The sequence below is a fragment of the Bradyrhizobium sp. 172 genome (genome assembly GCF_023101065.1).
Classification (GTDB): Bacteria; Pseudomonadota; Alphaproteobacteria; order Rhizobiales; family Xanthobacteraceae; genus Bradyrhizobium; species Bradyrhizobium canariense_D.
Genome location: NZ_CP064701.1, coordinates 8065496 through 8088010 on the forward strand (window position 1 = coordinate 8065496; position 22515 = coordinate 8088010).

Below are 22515 nucleotides of genomic sequence, written 5' to 3' on the forward strand. Positions count from 1 at the left end.
TTATCCTGCAAGAAGGAGGGGAGTTACGCCGCGGTCGCCGGCGGCAGCGCGAGCACCGAATAGATCGCCTGGGCATCGCGCGAGGCGCGGAGCTTCTTGGCGATGTCCTGGTCGCGGAGCAGGCGGGCGATGCGGGCCAGCGCCTTGAGGTGATCGGCACCGGCGCCTTCGGGGGCGAGCAGCAGGAAGACGAGATCGACCGGCTGGCCGTCCATCGATTCGAAATCGATCGGGCGATCGAGGCGGGCGAACATGCCGAAGATCTTTTCCAGCTTGGGCAGCTTGCCGTGGGGAATGGCGACGCCGTAGCCGACCGCAGTGGTGCCGAGCTTCTCGCGTTGCAGGAGTACCTCGAACACGGAACGCTCGTTCTGCCCGGTCAACTCGGCGGCCTTGGCCGCGAGTTCCTGAAGCGCCTGCTTCTTGCTGTTGACCTTCAATGCCGGGAGAATCGCCTCGGGCGCGACCAGATCGGTAATCGGCATGGAAGTTTTCCGAGGTGAATGAAAACGTCAGGTTCCGAATTGGCCAGCCTGGACAAAGAACCTGGGCGGGCCGACGTCAAGAAGATGAAGCAGGAGGCGGACTTAGCTCGCCCCTGATGTGGGGGGCTTCTACTCCAACGCAATCCCGGTGCCAACTCCCGCGTGCAGCTTTGCCCCGGTCATTGTTAAGGCGGAAAGGGGCCCCGGCGCGGGGCCCCCAGAGCGTCGCCCGACGGCCTCACGCCTTGCCACCCACCTTGCCGTCCGTCTTGACCCCCGGGGGGTCTATCCAGCCGACATTGCCGTCGGCCCGGCGGTAAATGATGTTCACCCGGCCGGAGGAGCCGTGCTGAAACACCAGGCAGGGCGCCCCGCTGAGGTCGAGTTCCATGACCGCTTCGCTCACGGACAGCGGCTTCAGCGAGGTGGTGGCCTCGGCGATGATGACGGGGCTGTAGCCGGTGATCTCGTCCTCATCCTCACCCTCGCCCGGTGCCTCCAGCACGTAGCTGGTGGCATCCATCGCGGCCAGCGCCGCGGAGGCGACATGGGCCTTGCGGGCGGAGCGATCCTTGAGCCGGCTCTTGTAGCGCTTGAGCCGCTTCTCGATCATCACCAGCGCCTGGTCGGCACTGGCATAGGCGTCCGGTGCGTTGGAATCGGCCTCGAGCGTGATTCCCGAATCAAGATGCAGCGCACAGTCGGTGCGGAAGCCGAAGCCGTCCTTGCTCAGCGTGATGTGACCAGAGTAATTGCCGTCGAAATATTTGCGCAGGACCTCTTCAGTCCGGTCGTTGACGCGGCCGCGCAGGGCCTCGCCGACGTTGACGCTCTTTCCCGAGATGCGGAGAGTCATGTGAACCTCACTTGGTTCGTGCCTGGCCTGGATTTGGGCCCGATAGCAGATCGAGAGTAGCGCGATTTCGCGCCGGCGCAATCAGGCCGGTTCGGGATTGCGGGAGCGATCGGCCATGGCGGTGGAGACGACGTTACCAAGAGCGCTCTGCTTGTCGCGACGGCGTTGCACCGAGGAAGGAATGCGCATGGCTTCGCGGTACTTCGCGACCGTGCGGCGGGCGATATCAATGCCCGAGCCGCGCAAGCGTTCCACGATGGTGTCGTCGGACAGGATCGAGGAGGGCGCCTCCGCATCGATCAGCTGCTTGATGTGGTGGCGCACGGCTTCGGCCGAATGAGCCTCGCCGCCATCGGCCGATGCAATCGAGGCCGTGAAGAAATATTTCAGCTCAAACGTGCCGCGATTGGTCGCCATGTATTTGTTGGCGGTGACGCGCGACACCGTGGATTCATGCATCTGAATGGCGTCGGCGACGGCCTTCAGATTCAGCGGTCGCAGATGCGCCACACCATGGATGAAGAAGCCGTCCTGCTGGCGCACGATTTCGGTTGCGACTTTCAGGATGGTGCGGGCGCGCTGGTCGAGCGCACGCACCAGCCAGGTCGCGTTCTGAAGCGCATCGGTGAAATACGATTTGTCGCCGTCCTTGCCGATCTTCTTCGAGAGCTGCGAATAGTAGGTCTGGTTGACCAGCACGCGCGGCAAGGTGTCGCTGTTGAGCTCGACATGCCAGCCGCCATCGGGTCCCGGGCGGACATAGACATCGGGCACCATGGTCTGGAGCCGGGCCGTGCCGAACTTCATGCCGGGCTTGGGATTGAGCCGGCGGATCTCGCCGATCATGTCGGCGATGTCCTCATCGTCGACGCCGCAAACCTTGCGCAAGGCTCCGATGTCGCGCTTGGCGAGGAGGTCGAGATGCTCGACCAGGGCCTGCATCGCGGGATCGTAACGGTCGAGCTCGCGGAGCTGGATCGCCAGGCATTCGCTCAAATTGCGCGCGCAGACGCCGGGCGGATCGAATTTCTGCAGTACGGCAAGAACGTTCTCGACGTCCTGTTGCGATGCGCCCAGCCGTTCGGCGGCCTGCCCGAGATCCGGCGGCAGGTAGCCGGCTTCGTCGACGAGGTCGATCAGATACTGGCCGATCATGCGCTGCGCGGCCCCGGTGAAGGCAACCGAGAGCTGCTCGGCGAGATGGTCGCCGAGCGTGGTCTCCGCGGCGACAAAGGCTTCGAGATTGTAGTCCTCGTCACCGGAGGCGCCGCCGCCCCATTCGGTGTAGGTGGTCGGCGCCGCATCCTGGGCGTTGCGCGCGGCCGCCTCGGCCGGTTCCTCGGAGAAGACGTTGTCCAGCCCGGTGTCCATGGTCTGCTCGATCTCGGCGCGGGTGCCGAGATCCTTGCTCATCCACTCTTCCTGGCCGGGCTCGAAGGCTTCGCCCGGGCCGCCGCCCGGCTCGTCGTTGTGGCCGCCGTCGCTGTCATTGAACTGGCCGGTCTCGGCCGGGCCCTCGCCCGCGGGCGGCTCGTCATTGGCCCGTTCCAGCAGGGGATTACGCTCGAGTTCCTCTTCGACGAACGTCGTGAGATCGAGATTGGACAATTGCAGCAGCTTGATCGCCTGCATCAACTGCGGCGTCATGACCAGCGACTGCGATTGCCGGAACTCTAATCTCTGCGAAAGCGCCATGAAGCAAGAACCGATCCCAAAAGTTGGTCCGATTTTTGCTTATCCTAGTCCAAGCCCGATGTACACGTCTTGACGAATTGGAAAAACGGGCTAGAGGCGGAATTCCTCGCCAAGGTAAAGGCGGCGCACGTCCGGATCGGCGACGATCTCATCCGGGCTCCCCTCGGTCAGGATCTCACCGGCATAGACGATGTAGGCGCGATCGGTGAGGCCGAGCGTCTCGCGCACATTGTGGTCGGTGATCAGCACGCCGATGCCGCGGTTGGTGAGATGGCGGACGAGGTCCTGGATGTCGCCGACCGCGATCGGATCGATGCCGGCAAAGGGCTCGTCGAGCAGCATGTAGTTCGGACGCGTCGCCAGTGCGCGCGCGATCTCGACGCGGCGCCGCTCACCGCCGGACAACGCAATCGACGGCGATTTCCTTAGGCGCGTGATGTTGAATTCGTCGAGCAGCGAGTCGAGCTGCTGCTCGCGCTTCTTGCGCGACGGCTCGACCACTTCGAGCACGGCGCGGATGTTCTGCTCGACGGTGAGACCGCGGAAGATCGAGGCCTCCTGCGGCAGATAGCCGATCCCGAGCCGCGCGCGCTGATACATCGGCAGCTTGGTGACGTCGTGGCCGTCGAGCTCGATCGCGCCGCGATCGGCCTTGATCAGGCCGGTGATCATGTAGAACACGGTGGTCTTGCCGGCGCCGTTGGGGCCGAGCAGGCCGACCGCTTCGCCACGGCGCACATAGATGCTGACGCCGCGCACGACCTGGCGGCTGCCAAAACTCTTTTCCACGCTATGCACAGCCAGGAAGCCCGGCCGCTTCAAGAGCTGAGGCCCGCCGGAACCGTTGGGCCTGCCGGCAGCCCTCACGGGATGAACCGCCTGGGCCCGGGGCTGCTCGGCTTGATAGTCCCCTTGGAACTGATCGGGTGCGTGCATCGGCTGGTTACGGGCGATCGGCGGCGCGTCCCTGACAGGGCTGGCCACGAGGCCGCCGACGCTGTCAGCGAGCGCGGTGATGTCCTGGCGCGCAAATCCTGGCCGGCCGCGTTTGGCGGGGCGCCGACGGAACATGCTGAAGAGATCGACCATCCCCGCCTTCTAGCCTTTCGCGACGATCCTGCGCGGTCTTCGCGCGATCTGCCACGCCGGCTTCAGGATTCGCCGACGCAGCATGAATGAAGGGATGTCTCATGCCCAGTGAAACACGCCCGAAAAGCGGCGAACCCCGCTTCGAAAGCCCTTCGCGCTAGATACAGTCTCGGCGCGCAAGCTTCAACCTCGGATCGGCGATGATCGACCCAAGCGTCTGAAATCATTCTTCAAATTTACTTTGACGGGCTTGGGTCTACGCTGACTTATTTGGGTTTAGTTGCGCCAGGCAATTGCAGAGGTCCCGCGCCGGGCTTGCCCGCGCCTCCGGATCCGCAATCATTGCCGCCGCCCTGCGGCAGCAGCGCCTGCACCCGGCCGCTATCGGATTCCACACGCGACACGCCCGTGGTCATGTCGACCGCCAGCCGGTCGCCGCGCAGCACGTTCTTGCACTGCGTCAAGACGACGCCCCCGAGCATGGTGATGAGGTTGGTGCGGGTGTCGAACACGGCGGTCTCGCCCGTGACCACCTGGTCCTTCTGGGTGACGACGACATTGCCGCGCGCCTCCAGTCGCTTGATCGAGGAGTTGCCGCCCGGTCCCGGCGTCGCCGACTGCATGGGCGCCCCCTTGGTCGCCTTTGCCGCAGGCTGTGGCGCGGCCGGCTTGTCGCCGCCCGAATCGTAAAACACCACCAGCGTCTTCGAGGTCATGGTGGTGTCGCCCTGAATGACCTTCACATTGCCGGAAAACGTCGCTTCCTTCTTCTTGTCGCGCATCTCGAGCGAGGCGGCCTCGATCTGGATCGGCTGATCGCGGTTCTGCGAGAAGCCCTGCATCGCGTTGGGCACGCCTTGCATCGTGCTCTGCGCGATCGCCGCACCCGTTGCGACCAGTGCGATGCCGACGGCGAGCGCGGCCGCACCCGGGATGACGCGCCGCTTGCCGTCGTTGCGCGGAAAAAACCTGATCATGAAAATCACTTTGAATTGGCGGACTTGTTCTGGGGCGTACGTGTCTTCGCAGCCGGCGCGGGTTCAGTCGGCGCGGGCTGAGTGGCGGCAGGATCGTCCAGCTTGTCGAGGTGCATCACCACATTCCCTTCGAAGCGGATGACGTCGCCGCCTTCCGTGATCCGCAGCCGATCGGCCGTCAGCGTTCCGTTGGTCAGCTTGACGTCGACATGCTCGTCCGAGGAGACCGTGCCCTTGCCCATGTCGACGAAGGCCGAGTTCAGCCGCGCCTCGTAGCCGGTCGAGGTGCGCAGGAAGATGTCCTTGTGCAGGTCGAGCTGCTGCTGCTTGTTGTCGAACCGTCCAGTGCGGGCATCGAGGAACAGGGTCGATTGGTCTTCCATCAGCACCTTCGCGCGCAAATCATGGAGATCGACATGATCGGGATCGGTGATGTCCTGGGTCGCGGTCTTGGCCCAGAGCTCGTAGGGCCGCTGGTCCGGCGTGAAGCCGGACATGTGCGGCGATTCCATCGTGATCTTCGTGCCAGTGACCACGAGATTTCCGGAGTCGAGCTTCACGGGGATCTGGAACGGGTTGAAAATGGTCGAGATGAGGACGAGCAGACCCATGGCCGCGGCCACTGTCGTCGGCACCGCGATGCGCAGAATCCGCACCAGGCGGCTGTGGCGCGCCGCGCTGGCGAACTTCGCCGCGAGCGCGGCGTCGTAGGTGACATTGTGGGCCGAATTCACCTGGGCTCCTGAGGTGTCGCTCGCCTTGTCCGGCTGGCGGGCGCCCCATTGTAGCCGGCAACGCCAAAATATGCAGCCCGCGACAGGCCGTTACGAAAGTGTCTGAAACGGGGCGACCGCCCAGCTTGGCCGCCGCGCTAAACTCTAGGAATGCGCGAAAATGTCCTCTTCGGCCCAGCCCTGGAGATCGAGCAAAGCGCGGGTCGGCAGGAAGTCGAAACAGGCTTTGGCCAGCGCCGTGCGGCCTTCCCGCGCCAGCATGGCATCGAGCCGCTCGCGCAAGCCGTGCAGATGCAGCACGTCGGAGGCGGCGTAGGCGAGCTGCGGCTCGGTCAGGCTGTCGGAACCCCAATCGCTCGATTGCTGCTGCTTGGAGAGGTCGACATTGAGCACCTCGCGCACGAGGTCCTTGAGGCCATGGCGGTCGGTATAGGTGCGGATCAGGCGGGAGGCGATCTTGGTGCAGTAGATCGGCCCGGTCATGACACCAAACGTCTGGTACAGCACCGCGACGTCGAACCGCGCAAAGTGGAAGATTTTCGTGTTCGCGGGATTGGCCAAAAGCGCCTTCAAGTTCGGCGCGTCGGTATGACCTTTGGGGATCTGCACCACGTCCGCGCTGCCGTCGCCGGGTGAGAGCTGCACCACGCAGAGCCGGTCGCGATGCGGGTTCAGGCCCATGGTCTCGGTGTCGATCGCCACCGCTCCGGTATAGCGGGACAGATCGGGCAGGTCGCCGCGGTGCAGGCGTACGGTCATGGCGTTTCAAACCTCAATCGAATCGGTGCGCTTTGCAGGCTAATCCCCGGCACAGACGCTGGCGAGGGCCGGCCGCGATGTATCCGCTGGCAGCCGCCGGCGCAAGCATCAGGCGCGGCTGGTCATACAGAGCCGCGGCGCTGGTCGTCATTGTCTTTTGGCTTCGCCGGCGAAACCGGATTGCGGCCTGACGTAAACGGTCTCGTAAGCGCCGGTGTATTGCTCGCGCCAGCCTCGCCGCTCCACCAGAAATCGCCGCAGCTGTTCGTGCGCCTTGACCCACAGCACGGCGTCGATCCGGTATTTGTCGAGCACCATGTCCCACGCGGCTTCGTCGATCTCCCAGCTCACCAGCTTGAAATAGTCGCGCAGCAAATCGTCCGGATAGGCGGTCGCGGCGCGACCGTCGACGAATGGGGGGACGGTGCCGTGCGTCGCGAAGATCAGGTAGCCGCCGACGTTCCAATTGTTCAGGACCCGCCGACCTGCGAGATGCTTTCGCAGATAGCCGGCATCTTCACTCGACAGCATCGGCGGAAGTGCGAGCGCCGGTGCAACGTTCAAATAGGCCATCGGCAGGGTGCCGAGACCGACGATGCCGGCGGCCAGCAACGCTCCCCTCACGTCCCGACCGGTGAGACGCTCAGGCAGCAAGCGGCTGAGGTGAAGCGCCATCGGCGCGGTCGAGAAAATGAAGAAGAAAGCGATGTACCTGAACTGATACAGTCCCAGAATCAGAAACAGCCAGGACATCAATCTCGGCTCGAGCGGGATCGGTCTGGAGTTTCTGTAGCGAAGCTCGAGCGCGACGAAGGCCAGCATGTACAGGATGCCGGGAATGCTGCCCGGCATTTCCATGTTGTGATAGTAGGACAGCCATTCGCCGATATTGCCCTGGACGAAGTGCCCCATCGTCGCGGCGGCACCGGCATAGATATTCCAGCCGAGCGGATTGATGGAGGTCGCGGCAAGGCACCCGATCCCCGCGAGAGCAAGGATCCGGAGCTCGGCCCAGGCCCCTCTGAGCACGGCGCCGCCGCAGAAGACGCCGATCACGAAAAAGCCGAGCAGAAAACCGCCATGCAGATTGGCCCAGAGCACCATCAACACGGGAAGCACGAACCATCGCGTTCGTCGCAGGCATTCGCGATAGAAGACGACGCAAAACAACATCGTGCATGTATTCGGCGAGACCGCGAGATACATGTTCGGCGAAGCTTCGTAAGCGGGATAGAGCAGGCAGGCCAAGAAGACCGAGACGCAGACCGCGATCGCCGACGCGCCGTAGCCGAGAGAGATCGCGGTCAGGATGCCGACGATCGCTGCGCCGCAGGCCACCGTCAGCAGGACGAGGCTGCCAAAGCCTGCGTATTGAAACGTCGCACTGGCAAGCGCGTCCCAGAGCCAGGACAGATTGAGCCATGGCTTGTCGCCGTGGGTGAACGACCAGGGGTCGTGGAGCGGGATGGCGTTGCGCTCCCGGATGATATCTCCGGCCGCCAGATGCCAGCCCAGATCGTAATGGCCGAGCAGAAGCGGCGCGTTCAAGACGTAGAACAGGCAGATGAACGAGATCAGGAACAGATAAATTCCCGATCTCAGGAGAAACGGGCTGATCGCGTTCGCAGCCTTGTCGAATGCCGGCTCGTGCCAGACCTGATGCTGATCCACCGCTTCCCCCACGATAAAGCGAGCCCGATGGCTCCGCGCTCGCCGACGGCCGGATGCGAGCCTGCCCGCTGACTAAGAGCTAGTTTGTCTAAAGCGGGGTAAATTCGGACGATGCAACCGAGGGGGGATTGGCGGAATGAAATTCCGCTCAACGGCGGGCTTCCGAGGTCTCCCAAGCAGCTGTTTACACTTGGAAATCTTCGAAGCGGACCTGCATCGTCTCATCCCCGAGCTGTTATTAATGGCATTGCTGGAAAATGCCCGAAATCGCTTCAGCTACCGGTTTCGGCAGCGGCGGCGGCGCAGTCACCGGCTTCGGGGGCGGAGGTGGTCTCACCGGCGGGAGCGATTCAACGACCTGGGTTGGGTGTGGTGCCCAGGAAAAGACTCGATCGTCACCTTCAGTTGTCCAAATGGAGGCCCGCGAGACCGCGACCGCGCAGCGTGGAGATCGCCAGTGCGTGCCTTAAGCGGTCCCGCCGTCATTATTCGTCAGCGTAGCTCCTGTTCCACATTCAGGTGAACCAACGCTGGGCCTTCGATGACCAAAGTTGCATGTATCACCTATTGGTCGAAAATCCCGTAAGTCAGGTCAAGGCACATCAAAGGCATTGATTGGAGAGGGCGTAGCCGAAGCCGCATACCCCCTCGTTTTCCCTTCGCACTCGCCGTCCGGCCCTTCCGCCACATCCGCCGGTCTACCGTCTCGCTGAGCTTCATGCGCTCGCAGTGGTGTTCTGTTCCATATTTTCGATGCGTCGAACGGAGATCTCCAATGAAGCTCAAACTTGCCGTCGCGATGCTCGCCGCAAGCCTCCCGATCGCATCGATGGCTTTCGCCCAAGGCATCGCGCCAGCCGAACTTGCGGTGATCGATGGCTGCCTGAAGACCGCGGAGAAAACCGGCGGTTTCGGCGGCGCGTGCGTTGGGCTCGTCGCCGACCCCTGCATCAAAGCGGCAGAGGGCGCGAATGACGATGTCGCCAAATGGAAAGCCTGCGCGGCGCGCGAACTCGCCATTTGGACGCAGAAAACCAATGAGGCGCTAAAGAAGGTTCAGGCCGGCGGGTTCGCCGACGCGATCAAGGCGGTCAATGACTCGCAGAAAACTTTCGCCGCGTCGCGTGATGGCTTCTGCGCGGTCTTCGACAAGGTCGATCCCGGCATGTACCGGGGCAACGCGAGCTACTGCCGCCTGCGCGAGACCGCGAACCGCTCGCTGAGCCTGATCAAGCTCGGCGCCGCGGTCAACGAGCATTGAGACCTCTTAGGCGCTTGGGGTCATCAGCTTTGCCGACCTTTTCCCACATAGCGATGACGGCTTCGGCCGCGAGCGCGGTGGACGTCGGCGCGTAGCGCTTGCCTGAACGACTGAAGCCAGCCTCCAGATCGCCTGCGATCGCCGTGCCTCGGTTTTGAGTACCGGTCAGCAACTCAAATTCCCTGCAAAAGCGATTTCAATCGCTTGAGTAGGAGATGGTGCCCAGGAAAGGACTCGAACCTTCACGGCCGTTAAGCCACTGGCACCTGAAGCCAGCGCGTCTACCAATTCCACCACCTGGGCATGCCGGTTAGGCACGGAGGCGGTTACTACGGTTCGGTGACGCGGTTGTCAATTCATGCTTGAACCCCGCTTCGGGATGCGGATTGCGCATCGCAAACCGGCCCGATACAAGCCTGACGAGACGCACTCTTCCCGCAGGATATGGACCCCAGGAATGGATCCCATGGCATCGAATCTGGACACGCTCGTCACGGTTTTCGGCGGATCGGGGTTTTTGGGCCGGAATGTCGTCCGCGCGCTGTGCCGGCGCGACTACCGGGTCCGGGTCGCGGTGCGGCGGCCGGAGCTGGCCGGGTACCTCCAGCCCTCCGGCAAGGTCGGGCAGGTCCACACCGTGCAGGCGAATGTCCGTTATCCGGCCTCGATTGAGGCGGCACTGCGTGATTCGCAGATCGTGATCAATCTGGTCGGCATCCTCGCCGAGGGTGGCGCGCAGAGTTTTGACGCCGTCCAGGCCAAGGGCGCCGAGACCATCGCCAAGGCGGCCGCGGCCGCGGGGGCACAGCTGATCCATGTCTCGGCGATCGGCGCCGACGCGGAATCGCCCTCGCGCTATGCCAGGGCCAAGGCGGCCGGAGAAGCCGCGGTCCTGGCCGCGGTGCCGTCGGCGACGATCTTCCGCCCCTCCGTGATGTTCGGCCCCGAGGACCAATTCACCAACCGCTTCGCGGCGCTGGCGCGGATGTCGCCGGTGCTGCCGCTGATCGGCGGCGACACGAAGATGCAGCCGGTCTATGTCGGCGACGTCGCCACCGCGGTCGCGGATGCCGTCGACGGCAAGGCCAAGGCGGGCGCGACCTACGAGCTCGGCGGCCCGGAAGTCCTGACCATGCGCGAGATCATCGAGGCCATTCTCGCGATTGCCGATCGCAAGCCGATGCTGATGCCGCTGCCGTTTGGCCTCGCCCGCTTCAAGGCCAACTTCCTGCAATTCGCGCCGGGCGCGCTGAAGCTGACGCCGGACCAGGTCACGCTGCTCGCGCGCGACAATGTCGTGTCGGACGCGGCGAAGGCCGCTGGGCTAACGCTGGAAGGCCTCGGCATCGCGCCCGACTCGCTTGAAGCGATCGCCCCGCAATATCTCTGGCGTTTCCGCGCCGCCGGGCAATTCCAGCGCAAGAGCGCGTAACCATCCCCGCAGTCAATTGTTTGAAGTTCGGGGTTACCGCCCCAGTGCCAGCGCGATCAGGCCGAGGGTGCCGACGATCACGCGCCACCAGGCGAACACCACGAAGCCGTGGCGGGTGACGTATTCCAGGAACGTCTTCACCACGATGATGGCGGTGACGAACGACACCACGAAGCCGATCGCGACGATGCCCATGTGGTCCATCGTCATCTCGGAGCGGTTCTTGTAGAAATCGTAGGCGAACGCGCCGATCATGGTGGGAATGGCGAGGAAGAACGAGAACTCCGCCGCCGCGCGCTTATCGGCCCCGAGCAGCATGGCGGAGACAATGGTTGCACCGGAGCGCGACACGCCCGGGATCATCGCCAGACACTGCGCGATACCGATGTAAAGATACATCAGCAGCGGAAACCGGGTGGCGTCATGCTCGCGCGCCTTGAGATCGAGCTTGTCGACCCAGAGCAGGATGGCGCCGCCGACGATCAGCGAGAAGCACACCACCCAGGGATTGAACAGCAGACTCTTGATGTATTTGCCGCCGACGAGACCGACGATGACGGCGGGAAGGAACGCCACCAGCACGCCGATCACGAAGCGGCGTGCATAGACGTCACCCGTGAACATCCCGATCGCGACGTCCCACAATTTCTTGAAGTACAACACGACGATCGCGAGGATCGCGCCGAGCTGGATCAGGACCGTAAACGAATCCCAGAACGCGCCTTCGCCGAGATGGAAAAAGCGCTCAGCAAGCAGCAAATGGCCGGTCGAGGACACGGGAAGGAACTCGGTCACACCCTCGATGATGCCGAGGATCACTGCCCGTATTGCATCTGACATATTTACGGTCCATTTCGGCTGGAAAAGCGGGGCTCTTCTCGCCCATCCGCTCCCTTGCTGCAATCGCAAAATGCAGCGTCGCGCCCTTGCTTCGCGGTTTTGAATGACTAGTGTGGCGCCGCACAAAACATTGATGGATTCTTAAGCACCATCACATAGTCAAAGGCTTCATGTTTACGCTGTTTCATCATCCGTTCTGTCCGCATTCGCGGTTCATCCGCCTGATCGCGGGAGAATACGGGCTTGAGCTGAAGCTGATCGAAGAGCGCAGCTGGGAGCGGCGCGAAGCATTTCTGCTGCTCAATGCGGCGGGCACGACGCCCGTCCTGGTGGACGACGAGCAGCCGCCGATCCCGGGCGCGGCGATCGTCGCCGAATATGTCGACGAGGCCTATGGCTCTGAGATGGGACTTAAGCGCCTGATGCCGGACACGATCGGCGAGCGCGTCGAGGTCCGCCGGCTGATGGCCTGGTTCAACGAAAAGTTTTTCGAGGAAGTCTCCCACCCGCTCGTCACCGAGCGCATCTACAAGCGCTTCATGAGCGAGGACAACGGCGGGGGCCCGCCCTCGGCCGACGTGATGCGCGCCGCCAAGGCAAACGTGCGCTATCATCTGGCCTATATCGGCTGGCTGGCGCAGACGCGTAATTTCCTCGCCGGCGACCGGCTCACCTACGCGGATCTCGCCGCCGCGGCGCACCTCTCGGCGATCGACTATCTGGGCGACGTGCCATGGAGCGAGGACGACGCGGCAAAGGCCTGGTACGCACGGGTGAAATCCCGCCCGTCGTTCCGTCCGCTGTTGAGCGAATGGCTGGCGGGCGTGCCGGCGTCGCGGACCTACGTGGACCTGGACTTCTGAACTCCGATCCGACCGAACTGAAGACGGCGCTGGCAAACGAAGCACGTGCGCTCGGCTTCGACTGCATCGGCATTACGGAGCCCGGCACGATCGAAAGCGCCGGAAAACACTTTCTCGAATTCATCGCATCCGGCGGCCATGGCGACATGGACTGGCTCGCCGCGCAGCCGGAGCGCCGGGTCGATCCCCGCGGGCTGTGGCAGGACGTGCGCAGCGTCATCATGCTCGGCGTCAATTACGGCCCCGACCAGGATCCGCTCGCGATCCTGCAACAGCGCACGCGCGCGGCGATCTCGGTCTATGCGCAGGGCGACGACTATCACGACCTCATCAAGAAGCGCCTGAAGGCACTGGCGCGATGGCTGGTCGCGACCGCAACTTGTGAGGTGAAGCCTTGTGAAGTGAAAGTATTCGTCGACACTGCGGCCATGATGGAGAAACCGCTGGCGCAAGCCGCGCATCTGGGCTGGCAGGGCAAGCATACCAATCTGGTCTCGCGCGAATTCGGCTCATGGCTGTTTCTCGGCGCGATCTACACCACGCTGGAACTGCCGCGCGACGACGCCGAGATCGATCATTGCGGCTCGTGCCGGGCGTGCCTCGACATCTGCCCGACCGCGGCCTTTCCCGCGCCCTACAGGCTCGATGCGCGGCGCTGCATCTCGTATCTCACCATCGAGAACAAGGGCCCGATCCCGCGCGAATTTCGTAAAAGCATCGGCAACCGCATCTATGGTTGCGACGATTGCCTCGCCGCCTGTCCCTGGAACAAGTTCGCGCAGGAGGGCCGTGAGGCCAAGCTCGCCGCACGTGACGCTTTGCGCGCGCCAGGTCTTGCCGAGCTCGCACGGCTCGACGACGCTGCGTTTCGCGCGCTGTTCACCAAATCGCCGGTGAAACGCATCGGCCGCGACCGCTTTTTGCGCAACGTGCTGATCGCGATCGGCAACTCCGGTGATGCGGCACTGGCGGACGAGGCGCGGCGATTGCTGGAGGATGAGAGCGCGCTGGTACGCGGGGCTGCGGTATGGGCGCTGGGGCAGTTGGTGCCGCGGGATGAGTTCGAAACGATGAGAGCAACCGCCATAGCGCGCGAGCGTGATGACGGCGTGCGCGAGGAGTGGGAGCTCGCTTCCTAATCCTCGGTGTCATGCCCCGGCTTGACCGGGGCATCCAGTACGCCGCGGCCTATCGATTCAATCACGAGCGCCGCGGAGTACTGGATCGCCCGGTCAAGCCGGACGATGACACCGTTGTTGTGGTAAGAGCGCTTCGCGCCTCCTCACCACGAGGATTGAGCATCTTGATTTCCCCGCACGTTCCTCCAAGCTCGCGCGTCATGACAAACATGCCTTTCTTCACCCGCGACGGCGACACATTCCACCCGACGGAAGTCGCCAATGGGCCGTGGGATCCGACATCGCTGCACGGACGCGTCATCGTCGGCCTGCTCGGCTTCGCCATCGAGGAGCGCCATTCCGGTCCTGAATTCGTGCCGGCGCGGCTGACCGTCGATATGTTTCGGCTGCCCACCATCGACAAGCCGATCGAGGTGACGACACGGCTGGTGCGCGACGGGATGCGCATCCGCGTCGTGGAAGCAGAGTTCTTTTCCGGCGGCATCGGCATGGCGCGCGCCTCGTGCCAGCTGTTACGGCGAACGCAGAATCCCGACGGCAATGTCTGGTCGCCGCCGAACTGGGACGTGCCGAAGCCGGCCGACATTCCCAAGCCGACCGATCCCAGGCTCGGCATGAACGGCAAATGGACCACGCGACCGATCGTCGGTCACATGGGCTCGCTCGGGCCACGAAAGCTCTGGATGAGCGAGGTGCGCGAGCTGGTCGCGGGCGTGCCGATGACGCCGTTCGTCCATGTCGCCATCGGCGCGGACTTCGCCAGTCCGTTCGCGAACGCCGGCGACAAGGGGCTCGGCTACATCAACAGCGACGTCACGATCTATCTGCACCGCCTGCCGGTGACGAACTGGATCGGCTTCGAGGTGGTGAACCACCAGGCCACCGACGGTGTGGCGATCGGCGAATGCTGGCTCTATGACGAGCAGGGCCCGATCGGCACCGCCACTGTCGCGGCGCTGGCGCAGCGCAAGCCGATGGTAAATCCGTCGAAGCGGTAGGTGCGCAAGAACGACGGCTAACCCAAATGTCGCTTCATCTCCGGCCGCGCCTTGAGCTCCGCGCCCTGTCTGGCGACGATCTTCGCAATCCGTTCCGGCGCAAACTTCAAATCGACAAACGCCGGCGCGGTGTTGGCGACCTCGTGATAGCTGACGATCCTTCCGTCCCGGAGCGTCATGATCGCCACGCCCTCGAACATCGCCCGCGCGCCATCAGCCTCCGGCAAGATCGAGCGATAGCTGAACGTGTAGCGCGCATAGAGCGTGGTGCCGTTCGACACCGGGTCGTGCATGTCCCAGCGAAAGTCGGTCGCCGTGCGATAGAACCAGTCGTCGATCATCGCGGCGATCTTCTCGCGGCCGGCGAAGGCGCCATAGAACACGTCGTGATAGACGCCGTCCTCGGTGAAGAGATCCGCAAAGGCTTTTCCGTTGCGTTGTTCGACGGCGTCGCAGAAGGCGCGCAGCATGGCGGTGGTGGTCATCGGCGATTCTCCCCTCCCATTCTCAGTCATGCCCCGACCGGGGCATCCAGTACGCCGCGGCTTCTCGGCTTGAGCACGAGCGCCTCTGGAATACTGCATCGCCCGATCAAGTCGGGCGATGACACCGAGTGCTAGGTGACGATTTCACCCGATCTCGGCCACGGCGGCAAGAATGCGGGCGATGTCCTGCGGGCGCGAGAGGCGGTGATCGCCGTCCTGGATCATGGTCAGCACGACGTCGTCGGCCGGCAGGCGATGGGTCAGGGCGAACGCGTGCTGCCAGGGCACGTCAGGATCCTGCGCACCTTGCAGGATGCGGACGGGACAGCCGAGATCGATGGCGCTGCCGAGCAGGAGGTGGTTGCGTCCCTCCTCGATTAGATTCCGCGTGATCGGATAGGGCAAGCCGTCGCCATAGTTCGACGGTCTCAGCCAGACGCCTTTGGTCTCGATTTCTTTCTTCACCGCGGCCGGAAAATTCTTCCACATCAGCTCCTCGGTGAAATCGGGCGCCGGCGCGATCAGCACCAGGCCCGCCAGCGAGGCTTTGGCTTGCAGTTTCTTTTGCCGCTTTTTGATCTCGCGCGCGAGCAGCAGCGCCATCCAGCCGCCCATGGACGAGCCGATCAGGATTTGCGGGCCGTCGCAGAACCGCTCGAATACCGCGACGCTTTCCTCGAGCCAGCGCCCGATGGTTCCGTCGACGAAATCGCCACCGGATTCGCCGTGGCCGGAATAATCGAACCGGACCACGGCGCGGCCGTGATCCCGGGCCCATTCGTCCAGCGCCACGGCCTTGCTGCCCTGCATGTCCGACTTGAAACCGCCGAGCCAGACCAGCCCAGGTCCTTGACTTGATTCTTGGGCCGCGCGGCGGCGCACCGCGATCCGGCGTGTGGACGGGCCTTCGCCCACATCGATGAAGTCGAGCACGGCATCGGGAATTGGGTGATTCATGGAACGTTTACTCTGGCTGTGCGGTTTGAGCTGTCCGGACGTGCTCCGCAGCGCAGCCGGACGTCGGCATTGGCCCTTTGGGACGCTTGCGGAACAGAAGCAAGGTGTCTATGTCCCTCTGCGTGCCCCGCCGTGGCCAAAATGCCTCGCATTTGAGGCTTTTTCGACCGCCGCACGAGCGATTGCTTGCCGGCAACCGTATCTTCCTGCAAAATAGCCGCCTCTTTTCATAACTTTGGAGAACCACCCATTCGCCGTCCAAATAAAGCCCCGCCCACTGCCGCCAAAGACGGGCCGCGCATCAATGACGATATTCGCAATGCGCAGATCCAGCTGATCGATCAGACCGGTGACAACAAGGGCACCATCGAGACCGTCGCGGCTATCCGCTTGGCCCAGGAAGCCGGCATGGATTTGGTCGAGATCTCGCCGAACGTCAGCCCTCCCGTCTGCAAGATCATGGACTACGGGAAGTATAAGTATTCCGCGCAGAAAAAAGCCGCCGAAGCCCGCAAGCGGCAGAAGATCGTCGAGATCAAGGAGATCAAGCTCCGCCCGATGATCGACGACCACGATTACGAAGTGAAGATGCGCGCCATGCAGCGGTTCTTCGAAGAAGGCGACAAGGTCAAGATCACCCTGCGCTATCGTGGCCGCGAAATGGCGCACCAGGAGATCGGCACCAAGCTGCTCGACAAGATCAAGACCGACGTCGCCGAGCTCGCCAAGGTGGAGCAGGACGCGCGGTTCGAGGGCCGTCAGGTCGTCATGGTGCTGGCGCCGCGCTGACGCTGGTTCTTTAGGCTGAAGAATTCAACGGCCCGTCCGGATCTCCGGCGGGCCGTTTTGTTTTTTTGCCTCTCCCGCTTGCGCAAGAGAGAGCGCACCGTCCTCTGGAGGCGATAATTACGTCCTCGTCGCATGCCAGGTGCCGCTGCACTGATCGCCGGAGATGATACCCCTCCACGAACCGGCGCCGTTCACGCCAGCGAGGCGGCCGCCGCCGCTGGCATGGGAGGCCCCGACCGAGACCTGGACCGCGACGGTACCGCTGCGATTGACCCTGCCGGAGACCCGACCGCCGCCGGCGGACGACACTCGGCTGCCGGTGACGGTGAAGGGGACGCTGTAGCCCGAGCTGCAATTGCCGCGGGTGGTGGCGAAGGTGACGTTCCAGACGCCGTCATAGCCGCGGATGCGCGCATTGGCACTCGACGGAAACGCGGCCATGGCGAGCACGGCCAACAGCGCCAGGCAGCGCGGACGAGCGACATCAGTCAAGGACGACAGCGTTTGGGAAAAAGGGGGCATTCTGGTCCTGCTCCGGGTCACACGGCTCGGACATGAGGTTAGCAATTCCGGATAGTCGCCGGCTAGGTTCCACCGGTTCATCGTTGCCAATTCGCCCGTCCTCTGTCATAAGCCCAGCCTTCATTGCCCGGCTGATTAAGGGCTGCCGTGGCGGTGTCCGTGCGGGTTTCGCGCTTGTTCGTAAAACCTGAGCACAATCAACGCTCTAACGAGCATTTTGACGGCCAGCCGCCTTTGCGGGCGGATTTCTATGGCCATTAGGAGAGCCAAATGCCCAAGCTGAAGACCAAATCGGGCGCTAAAAAGCGCTTCAAGGTGACTGCCACCGGCAAAGTGATGTTCGCTCATCGCAGCAAGCGTCACGGCATGATCAAGCGGACGAAGAAGCAGATCCGGCAGCTGCGCGGCACCGCCGTGCTGTTCAAGACCGACGGCGACAACGTCAAGAAGTACTTCTTGCCGAACGCCTGATCGCGTCCACGATCATTGCCACCCGCGCCGCAGCTTTCGCGGCGATCCGAACATCAAGTCATCTTTCGAAGGATTTTTGTCATGGCTCGCGTCAAACGCGGTGTGACCGCCCACGCCAAGCACAAGAAAGTCTACAAGGCCGCCAAGGGTTTCCGCGGCCGCCGCAAGAACACGATCCGCACCGCCAAGCCGGCGGTCGAGAAGGCTCTCGTCTATGCCTTCCGTGATCGCAAGCGCAAGAAGCGGACGTTCCGCGCGCTCTGGATCCAGCGCATCAACGCCGCCGTGCGTCCGTTCGGCCTGACCTACAGCCGCTTTATCGATGGCATGGCCAAGTCCGGGATCACCGTGGACCGCAAGGTGCTGTCGGATCTCGCGATCAACGAGCCCGCGTCGTTCCAGGCGATCGCCGAGAAGGCCAAGGCCGCTCTGGCGGCCTGAGCTAGCGGCCGGCTCCGCCGGCCTTCAGCGCGCGTTGCGAGTAGCGCCGGGCGACCTCCGCCCGGCAGAATGCCGTGAACGACAGATACATGGTGCCGGATTTATTCCGGTACTTCCGGTCACACACGCGCATCTCGCGTTGGTAAGCCTGTTTCCGCGCCATGTTGAGGCCGGGCATGAAGTCCGCCTCGCATTTCTTCTCGACGGCGGCGCCGAGCTGGACATCGCCGCTCGCGGTCAATTGGCAATCCTGAAACACCTTGATCGCGCTTTCGCAGCCCTTCTGAGCAGCGATGGTGTCGACGACCTCGTCCAGCGTCATGGATTTCTCCATGCACACCATGGCGCGCGCCGGGTTGCCGGCGACCAAGAGAACGGCGGCGACAGCAGCCAGACCGGATCTTGAGAGCATCGCGAAAGCCTCCTCGTATCCCCCTTGGTGCCAGGCCCCCGCGCGAGGTTCAACCCAGCCGCTCGTCAGCCCGAAATGACCGGCTTTTCGCTTGACGTTACAGCCTTCGGGCGGCGACAACCCAGCCGAATTTGGCAGCAGGGATTTGACCGTGTCCGACCTCGCAATGCTCGAAACATCCATCCTCGACCACATCGCCGCAGCCGGCGATGAGGCCGCCCTCGAAGCGGTGCGCGTCGCAGCCCTCGGCAAGAAGGGTTCGATCTCGGCGCTTCTTGCCACGCTCGGAAAAATGTCCCCGGACGAGCGCAAGACGCAAGGCGCCGCGATCAACCAGGCCAAGGACAAGGTCACTGAGGCGCTCGCGGCGCGGCGCGACGTCTTGAAATCGGCGGCGCTCGACGCGCGGCTTGCGTCGGAAACCATCGACGTCACCCTGCCGCTGCGCGATGCGCCCGCCGAGGCCGGCCGCATCCATCCGCTGAGCCAGGTCTGGGACGAGCTGACCACGATCTTCGCCGACATGGGATTCTCGGTTGCCGAAGGCCCCGATATCGAAACCGACGACTACAACTTCACCAAGCTGAATTTTCCGGAAGGCCATCCCGCGCGCGAGATGCACGACACCTTCTTCTTCCACCCGAAGGAGGACGGCTCCCGCATGCTGTTGCGCACCCACACCTCGCCGGTGCAGGTGCGCACCATGCTGAGCCAGAAGCCGCCGATCCGCGTGATCTGCCCGGGCCGCACCTATCGCATCGATTCGGACGCGACCCACACGCCGCAATTCCACCAGGTCGAAGGCCTCGTCATCGACAAGCACTCCCATCTCGGCCATCTCAAATGGATCCTGCACGAGTTCTGCAAGGCGTTCTTCGAGGTGGACCACATCAACATGCGCTTTCGGCCCTCGTTCTTCCCGTTCACGGAGCCGTCGCTGGAAGTCGACATCCAGTGCCGCCGCGACAAGGGCGAGATCCGCTTCGGCGAGGGCGAGGACTGGCTCGAGATTCTCGGCTGCGGCATGGTGCATCCGAACGTGCTGCGCGCCTGCGGCATCGATCCCGACGAGTACCAGGGCTTTGCCTGGGGCATGGGCATCGACCGCATCGCCATGCTGAAATACGGCATCGCCGATTTGCGCCAGCTGTTCGACAGCGACGTCCGCTGGCTGTCCCATTACGGCTTCAAGCCGCTCGAAGTACCGACCCTCGCGGGAGGGCTGAGCTCGTGAAATTCACTCTCTCCTGGCTGAAGGAACATCTCGACACCGACGAGCCCTTGGACAAGCTCGCCGAGAAGCTCACCATGATCGGGCTCGAGGTCGAGAACATCGAGGACAAGGCGAAGGCGCTGAAGCCTTTCACCATCGCGAAGGTGATATCCGCCGAGCAGCATCCGAATGCGGATCGGCTGCGCGTCTGCATGGTCGACACCGGTGATGGCGGCGCACCCGTGCAGGTGGTGTGCGGCGCGCCGAATGCGCGTGCGGGTCTCGTCAGCGTGTTCTCCCCGCCCGGCACCTACATTCCCGGCAAGGACATCACGCTCGGTGTCGGCACCATCCGCGGCGTCGAGAGCCGCGGCATGCTGTGCTCGGCGGCTGAGTTGCAGATTTCCAACGACCATGACGGCATCATGGAATTGCCCGCGGATGCGCCGATCGGCGCTGCCTACGCCGCATGGGCCGGCCTCGGCGATCCCGTAGTCGAGATCAACCTGACGCCGAACCGGCAGGACTGCACCGGCGTGCACGGCATCGCGCGCGACCTTGCCGCCGCCGACATGGGCAAGTTCAAGGACCCCACAATCAAGCCGATCAAGGGCGAATTCCCCTGCCCGGTGAAGGTCACGGTCGAGGACGCGGCGCTGTGCCCAGGCTTCGCGCTGCGGCTCGTGCGTGGCGTGAAGAACGGGCCGTCGCCGGAATGGCTGCAGAAGCGACTGACCGCGATCGGGCTGCGCCCGATCAACGCGCTGGTCGACATCACCAACTTCATGACCTACGACCGCGCACGGCCATTGCACGTGTTCGACGCGAAGAAAGTGAAGGGCAATCTCGTGGTGCGCCGCGCCCGCGACGGCGAGACGCTGCTCGCGCTTGACGGCCGCAGCTACAATCTCGATCCCGCGATTTGCGTCATCGCGGACGAGCACGGCGTCGAATCGCTTGCCGGCATCATGGGCGGCGAGGCCTCGGGCTGCGACGAGACTACCACCGACGTGCTGATCGAATCGGCGCTGTGGAACGAGATCAACATCGCCCAGACCGGCCGCAAGCTCGGCATCAATTCGGACGCGCGCTACCGCTTCGAGCGCGGTGTCGATCCGGCTTTCATGGTGCCGGGGCTGGAGCTCGCGACAAAACTCGTGCTGGAGATGTGCGGCGGCACGCCGTCCGAGAACGTCGTGGTCGGCAAGAGCTTCGGCGACGACCGCGTGATCGATTTTCCGGTGACCGAGGTCAAGCGCCTCTCGGGCATCGAGGTGCCGATGCCGGAGATGAAGCGCATCCTGACTCATCTCGGCTTCATGATGGCGGGCCCGGGGCCCGTCGTGAAGGTCGCGGTGCCGTCATGGCGGACCGACGTGCACGGCAAGGCCGACATCGTCGAGGAAGTCGTCCGCATCTACGGCGTCGACAAGGTGCCGATGACGCCGTTCGAGCGCGGCGAGGACGCACGCAAATCCGTGCTGACCCCGCTCCAGCTCCGCACCCGCCGCGCCAGGCGCGCGCTGGCGAGCCGCGGCATCATCGAAGCGGTGACCTGGTCCTTCATCACCAAGTCAGCCGCAGAGCTGTTCGGCGGCGGCCAGCGCGAACTCGAGGTCGCCAACCCGATCGCGTCGGATTTGTCCGACATGCGCCCGACCCTGTTGGCCGGCCTGATCGCGGCGGCGCAGGCCAATGCCGATCGCGGCTTGAGCGATGTCGCGCTATTCGAGGTAGGGCAGGTGTTCAAGGGCGATCGCCCGCAGGATCAGTTCATGGCGGCAAGCGGCCTCCGCCGCGGCTTTGCGTCGTCGCAAGGTCTGGGACGACACTGGTCGGGTTCGGCGCAGGCTGACGTGTTCGATGCCAAGGCCGATGCGCTCGCGGTACTCGCCGCCGCCGGCGCACCAATGCAGGCCCTTCAGATCGTCGCGGGCGGCCCGTCCTGGCTGCATCCCGGGCGCTCCGGTACGATCCAGATCGGGCCGCAAAACGTGCTCGGCTATTTCGGCGAGATGAATCCGCGCGCGCTCGAGGCGCTCGGTGCCGGCGGCCCGCTGATGGTGTTCGAGGTGATCCTCGACCGCATCCCCGAGGCGAAGAAAAAGCCGACCCGTGCCAAGCCCGTGATCGAGCTGTCGGCATTCCAGCCTGTGTCGCGTGACTTCGCCTTTATCGTCGACCGCACCGTGAAGGGCGGCGACATCGTGCGCGCGGCTCAGAGCGTCGACAAGAAGCTGATCACCGCTGTGAACGTGTTCGACGTCTACGAAGGTAAGGGCATCGACGACGGCAAGAAGTCGATCGCGATCGCGGTGACGATTCAGCCGCGCGAAAAGACCCTGACCGACCAGGAGATCGAGGCCGTCGCCGCGAAAATCGTGGCGGAGGTGACGAAGAAGACCGGCGGCACTTTGAGAGCATGA

At 63.7% G+C, this 22515-nt stretch carries 24 protein-coding genes and 1 tRNA gene; 10 read left to right on the forward strand and 15 right to left on the reverse strand.

Annotation, left to right across the window (positions count from 1 at the left end; genetic code table 11):
• Window positions 1-23: 23 nt before the first annotated feature.
• The 8 genes from ptsN to IVB07_RS38140 all read right to left on the reverse strand — a co-directional run bounded on the left by ptsN (window position 24) and on the right by IVB07_RS38140 (window position 8266).
• On the reverse strand, window positions 24-485 hold the full coding sequence (gene ptsN / locus IVB07_RS38105; protein WP_018455745.1) for a PTS IIA-like nitrogen regulatory protein PtsN: 462 nt from the start codon (window positions 483-485) through the stop codon (window positions 24-26).
• A gap of 238 nt (window positions 486-723) precedes the next feature.
• The gene (gene raiA, locus IVB07_RS38110; protein WP_026233016.1) at window positions 724-1341 is read right to left on the reverse strand and encodes a ribosome-associated translation inhibitor RaiA; all 618 of its coding nucleotides are present in this window, start codon (window positions 1339-1341) and stop codon (window positions 724-726) included.
• A gap of 81 nt (window positions 1342-1422) precedes the next feature.
• Window positions 1423-3036: an RNA polymerase factor sigma-54 gene (rpoN, locus tag IVB07_RS38115; protein ID WP_247295847.1), complete on the reverse strand. Its 1614-nt coding sequence runs from the start codon at window positions 3034-3036 to the stop codon at window positions 1423-1425.
• 90 nt (window positions 3037-3126) lie between these two features.
• Window positions 3127-4125 (reverse strand): LPS export ABC transporter ATP-binding protein, encoded by a 999-nt coding sequence (gene lptB / locus IVB07_RS38120; RefSeq protein ID WP_018455742.1) that lies wholly within the window; start codon window positions 4123-4125, stop codon window positions 3127-3129.
• A 266-nt stretch (window positions 4126-4391) separates the two neighbouring features.
• Window positions 4392-5102 (reverse strand): LptA/OstA family protein, encoded by a 711-nt coding sequence (locus tag IVB07_RS38125; RefSeq protein ID WP_026233014.1) that lies wholly within the window; start codon window positions 5100-5102, stop codon window positions 4392-4394.
• Window positions 5103-5107: 5 nt separating this feature from the next.
• Window positions 5108-5836 (reverse strand): LPS export ABC transporter periplasmic protein LptC, encoded by a 729-nt coding sequence (gene lptC / locus IVB07_RS38130; protein ID WP_018455740.1) that lies wholly within the window; start codon window positions 5834-5836, stop codon window positions 5108-5110.
• A 144-nt stretch (window positions 5837-5980) separates the two neighbouring features.
• The gene (locus tag IVB07_RS38135) at window positions 5981-6595 is read right to left on the reverse strand and encodes a ribonuclease D (protein WP_007598566.1); all 615 of its coding nucleotides are present in this window, start codon (window positions 6593-6595) and stop codon (window positions 5981-5983) included.
• 147 nt (window positions 6596-6742) lie between these two features.
• On the reverse strand, window positions 6743-8266 hold the full coding sequence (locus IVB07_RS38140; RefSeq protein ID WP_018455739.1) for a hypothetical protein: 1524 nt from the start codon (window positions 8264-8266) through the stop codon (window positions 6743-6745).
• Window positions 8267-9134: 868 nt separating this feature from the next.
• Between IVB07_RS38140 and IVB07_RS38145 the strand changes: the two genes are divergently transcribed.
• A complete protein-coding gene (locus IVB07_RS38145) occupies window positions 9135-9527 on the forward strand; it encodes a lysozyme inhibitor LprI family protein (protein ID WP_247767430.1) in 393 nt (130 codons plus the stop codon).
• On the opposite strand, the gene IVB07_RS38150 is transcribed toward IVB07_RS38145, so the two are convergent.
• Together IVB07_RS38150 and IVB07_RS38155 are read right to left on the reverse strand one after the other, a co-directional pair.
• Window positions 9514-9699 (reverse strand): hypothetical protein, encoded by a 186-nt coding sequence (locus tag IVB07_RS38150; protein ID WP_157642950.1) that lies wholly within the window; start codon window positions 9697-9699, stop codon window positions 9514-9516. The genes IVB07_RS38145 and IVB07_RS38150 overlap by 14 nt on opposite strands.
• A 44-nt stretch (window positions 9700-9743) precedes the next feature.
• Window positions 9744-9830 (reverse strand) — tRNA-Leu (locus IVB07_RS38155).
• A 163-nt stretch (window positions 9831-9993) separates the two neighbouring features.
• Here IVB07_RS38155 and IVB07_RS38160 point away from each other — a divergent pair.
• The gene (locus IVB07_RS38160) at window positions 9994-10959 is read left to right on the forward strand and encodes a complex I NDUFA9 subunit family protein (RefSeq protein WP_018455737.1); all 966 of its coding nucleotides are present in this window, start codon (window positions 9994-9996) and stop codon (window positions 10957-10959) included.
• A gap of 33 nt (window positions 10960-10992) precedes the next feature.
• Here the strand turns inward: IVB07_RS38160 and IVB07_RS38165 are convergent, their stop codons facing one another.
• Complete coding sequence (locus tag IVB07_RS38165; RefSeq protein ID WP_026233013.1) at window positions 10993-11799, reverse strand: undecaprenyl-diphosphate phosphatase; 807 nt, start codon at window positions 11797-11799, stop codon at window positions 10993-10995.
• Between the two features lie 170 nt (window positions 11800-11969).
• On the opposite strand from IVB07_RS38165, the gene IVB07_RS38170 reads away from it, so the two are divergent.
• The 3 genes from IVB07_RS38170 (at window position 11970) to IVB07_RS38180 (ending at window position 14799) form a co-directional block, all read left to right on the forward strand.
• On the forward strand, window positions 11970-12662 hold the full coding sequence (locus IVB07_RS38170; RefSeq protein ID WP_018455735.1) for a glutathione S-transferase family protein: 693 nt from the start codon (window positions 11970-11972) through the stop codon (window positions 12660-12662).
• Entirely contained in the window at window positions 12611-13801 is a 1191-nt protein-coding gene (gene queG / locus IVB07_RS38175; protein ID WP_247364384.1) for a tRNA epoxyqueuosine(34) reductase QueG, read from the forward strand. The genes IVB07_RS38170 and queG overlap by 52 nt, the downstream gene beginning before the upstream one ends.
• Window positions 13802-14001: 200 nt before the next feature.
• Entirely contained in the window at window positions 14002-14799 is a 798-nt protein-coding gene (locus IVB07_RS38180; protein ID WP_018455733.1) for an acyl-CoA thioesterase domain-containing protein, read from the forward strand.
• 17 nt (window positions 14800-14816) lie between these two features.
• On the opposite strand, the gene IVB07_RS38185 is transcribed toward IVB07_RS38180, so the two are convergent.
• Window positions 14817-15284, reverse strand: coding sequence for a nuclear transport factor 2 family protein (locus IVB07_RS38185; protein WP_018455732.1), 468 nt, complete (start codon window positions 15282-15284; stop codon window positions 14817-14819).
• Window positions 15285-15428: 144 nt separating this feature from the next.
• Complete coding sequence (locus tag IVB07_RS38190; RefSeq protein ID WP_018455731.1) at window positions 15429-16241, reverse strand: alpha/beta hydrolase; 813 nt, start codon at window positions 16239-16241, stop codon at window positions 15429-15431.
• A gap of 249 nt (window positions 16242-16490) precedes the next feature.
• Between IVB07_RS38190 and infC the strand changes: the two genes are divergently transcribed.
• Window positions 16491-17030: a translation initiation factor IF-3 gene (infC, locus tag IVB07_RS38195; RefSeq protein WP_085349942.1), complete on the forward strand. Its 540-nt coding sequence runs from the start codon at window positions 16491-16493 to the stop codon at window positions 17028-17030.
• 117 nt (window positions 17031-17147) lie between these two features.
• On the opposite strand, the gene IVB07_RS38200 is transcribed toward infC, so the two are convergent.
• Window positions 17148-17552, reverse strand: a complete 405-nt coding sequence (locus IVB07_RS38200) for a hypothetical protein (protein ID WP_026233012.1) — start codon at window positions 17550-17552, stop codon at window positions 17148-17150.
• Window positions 17553-17822: 270 nt separating this feature from the next.
• On the opposite strand from IVB07_RS38200, the gene rpmI reads away from it, so the two are divergent.
• On the forward strand, window positions 17823-18023 hold the full coding sequence (gene rpmI, locus IVB07_RS38205; RefSeq protein ID WP_007598540.1) for a 50S ribosomal protein L35: 201 nt from the start codon (window positions 17823-17825) through the stop codon (window positions 18021-18023).
• Window positions 18024-18104: 81 nt separating this feature from the next.
• Window positions 18105-18464, forward strand: coding sequence for a 50S ribosomal protein L20 (rplT, locus tag IVB07_RS38210; RefSeq protein ID WP_007598538.1), 360 nt, complete (start codon window positions 18105-18107; stop codon window positions 18462-18464).
• Window position 18465: 1 nt separating this feature from the next.
• Here rplT and IVB07_RS38215 read toward each other — a convergent pair whose 3' ends face one another.
• Window positions 18466-18876, reverse strand: a complete 411-nt coding sequence (locus IVB07_RS38215) for a hypothetical protein (protein WP_026233011.1) — start codon at window positions 18874-18876, stop codon at window positions 18466-18468.
• Window positions 18877-19027: 151 nt separating this feature from the next.
• Here IVB07_RS38215 and pheS point away from each other — a divergent pair, with 151 nt between their 5' ends.
• Together pheS and pheT are read left to right on the forward strand one after the other, a co-directional pair.
• Entirely contained in the window at window positions 19028-20110 is a 1083-nt protein-coding gene (gene pheS, locus IVB07_RS38220) for a phenylalanine--tRNA ligase subunit alpha (RefSeq protein WP_026233010.1), read from the forward strand.
• Window positions 20107-22515, forward strand: a complete 2409-nt coding sequence (gene pheT / locus IVB07_RS38225) for a phenylalanine--tRNA ligase subunit beta (protein WP_018455727.1) — start codon at window positions 20107-20109, stop codon at window positions 22513-22515. The genes pheS and pheT overlap by 4 nt, the downstream gene beginning before the upstream one ends.

Excerpts from the sequence above, each read along its gene's own strand:
- ptsN (WP_018455745.1), bottom strand. The coding sequence starts at position 485 with ATGCCGATTACCGATCTGGTCGCGCCCGAGGCGATTCTCCCGGCATTG.
- raiA (WP_026233016.1), bottom strand. The coding sequence starts at position 1,341 with ATGACTCTCCGCATCTCGGGAAAGAGCGTCAACGTCGGCGAGGCCCTG.
- rpoN (WP_247295847.1), bottom strand. The coding sequence starts at position 3,036 with ATGGCGCTTTCGCAGAGATTAGAGTTCCGGCAATCGCAGTCGCTGGTC.
- lptB (WP_018455742.1), bottom strand. The coding sequence starts at position 4,125 with ATGGTCGATCTCTTCAGCATGTTCCGTCGGCGCCCCGCCAAACGCGGC.
- IVB07_RS38125 (WP_026233014.1), bottom strand. The coding sequence starts at position 5,102 with ATGATCAGGTTTTTTCCGCGCAACGACGGCAAGCGGCGCGTCATCCCG.
- IVB07_RS38135 (WP_007598566.1), bottom strand. The coding sequence starts at position 6,595 with ATGACCGTACGCCTGCACCGCGGCGACCTGCCCGATCTGTCCCGCTAT.
- IVB07_RS38160 (WP_018455737.1), top strand. The coding sequence starts at position 9,994 with ATGGCATCGAATCTGGACACGCTCGTCACGGTTTTCGGCGGATCGGGG.
- IVB07_RS38165 (WP_026233013.1), bottom strand. The coding sequence starts at position 11,799 with ATGTCAGATGCAATACGGGCAGTGATCCTCGGCATCATCGAGGGTGTG.
- IVB07_RS38170 (WP_018455735.1), top strand. The coding sequence starts at position 11,970 with ATGTTTACGCTGTTTCATCATCCGTTCTGTCCGCATTCGCGGTTCATC.
- queG (WP_247364384.1), top strand. The coding sequence starts at position 12,611 with ATGGCTGGCGGGCGTGCCGGCGTCGCGGACCTACGTGGACCTGGACTT.
- IVB07_RS38180 (WP_018455733.1), top strand. The coding sequence starts at position 14,002 with ATGACAAACATGCCTTTCTTCACCCGCGACGGCGACACATTCCACCCG.
- IVB07_RS38185 (WP_018455732.1), bottom strand. The coding sequence starts at position 15,284 with ATGACCACCACCGCCATGCTGCGCGCCTTCTGCGACGCCGTCGAACAA.
- IVB07_RS38190 (WP_018455731.1), bottom strand. The coding sequence starts at position 16,241 with ATGAATCACCCAATTCCCGATGCCGTGCTCGACTTCATCGATGTGGGC.
- IVB07_RS38200 (WP_026233012.1), bottom strand. The coding sequence starts at position 17,552 with ATGCCCCCTTTTTCCCAAACGCTGTCGTCCTTGACTGATGTCGCTCGT.
- rpmI (WP_007598540.1), top strand. The coding sequence starts at position 17,823 with ATGCCCAAGCTGAAGACCAAATCGGGCGCTAAAAAGCGCTTCAAGGTG.
- rplT (WP_007598538.1), top strand. The coding sequence starts at position 18,105 with ATGGCTCGCGTCAAACGCGGTGTGACCGCCCACGCCAAGCACAAGAAA.
- IVB07_RS38215 (WP_026233011.1), bottom strand. The coding sequence starts at position 18,876 with ATGCTCTCAAGATCCGGTCTGGCTGCTGTCGCCGCCGTTCTCTTGGTC.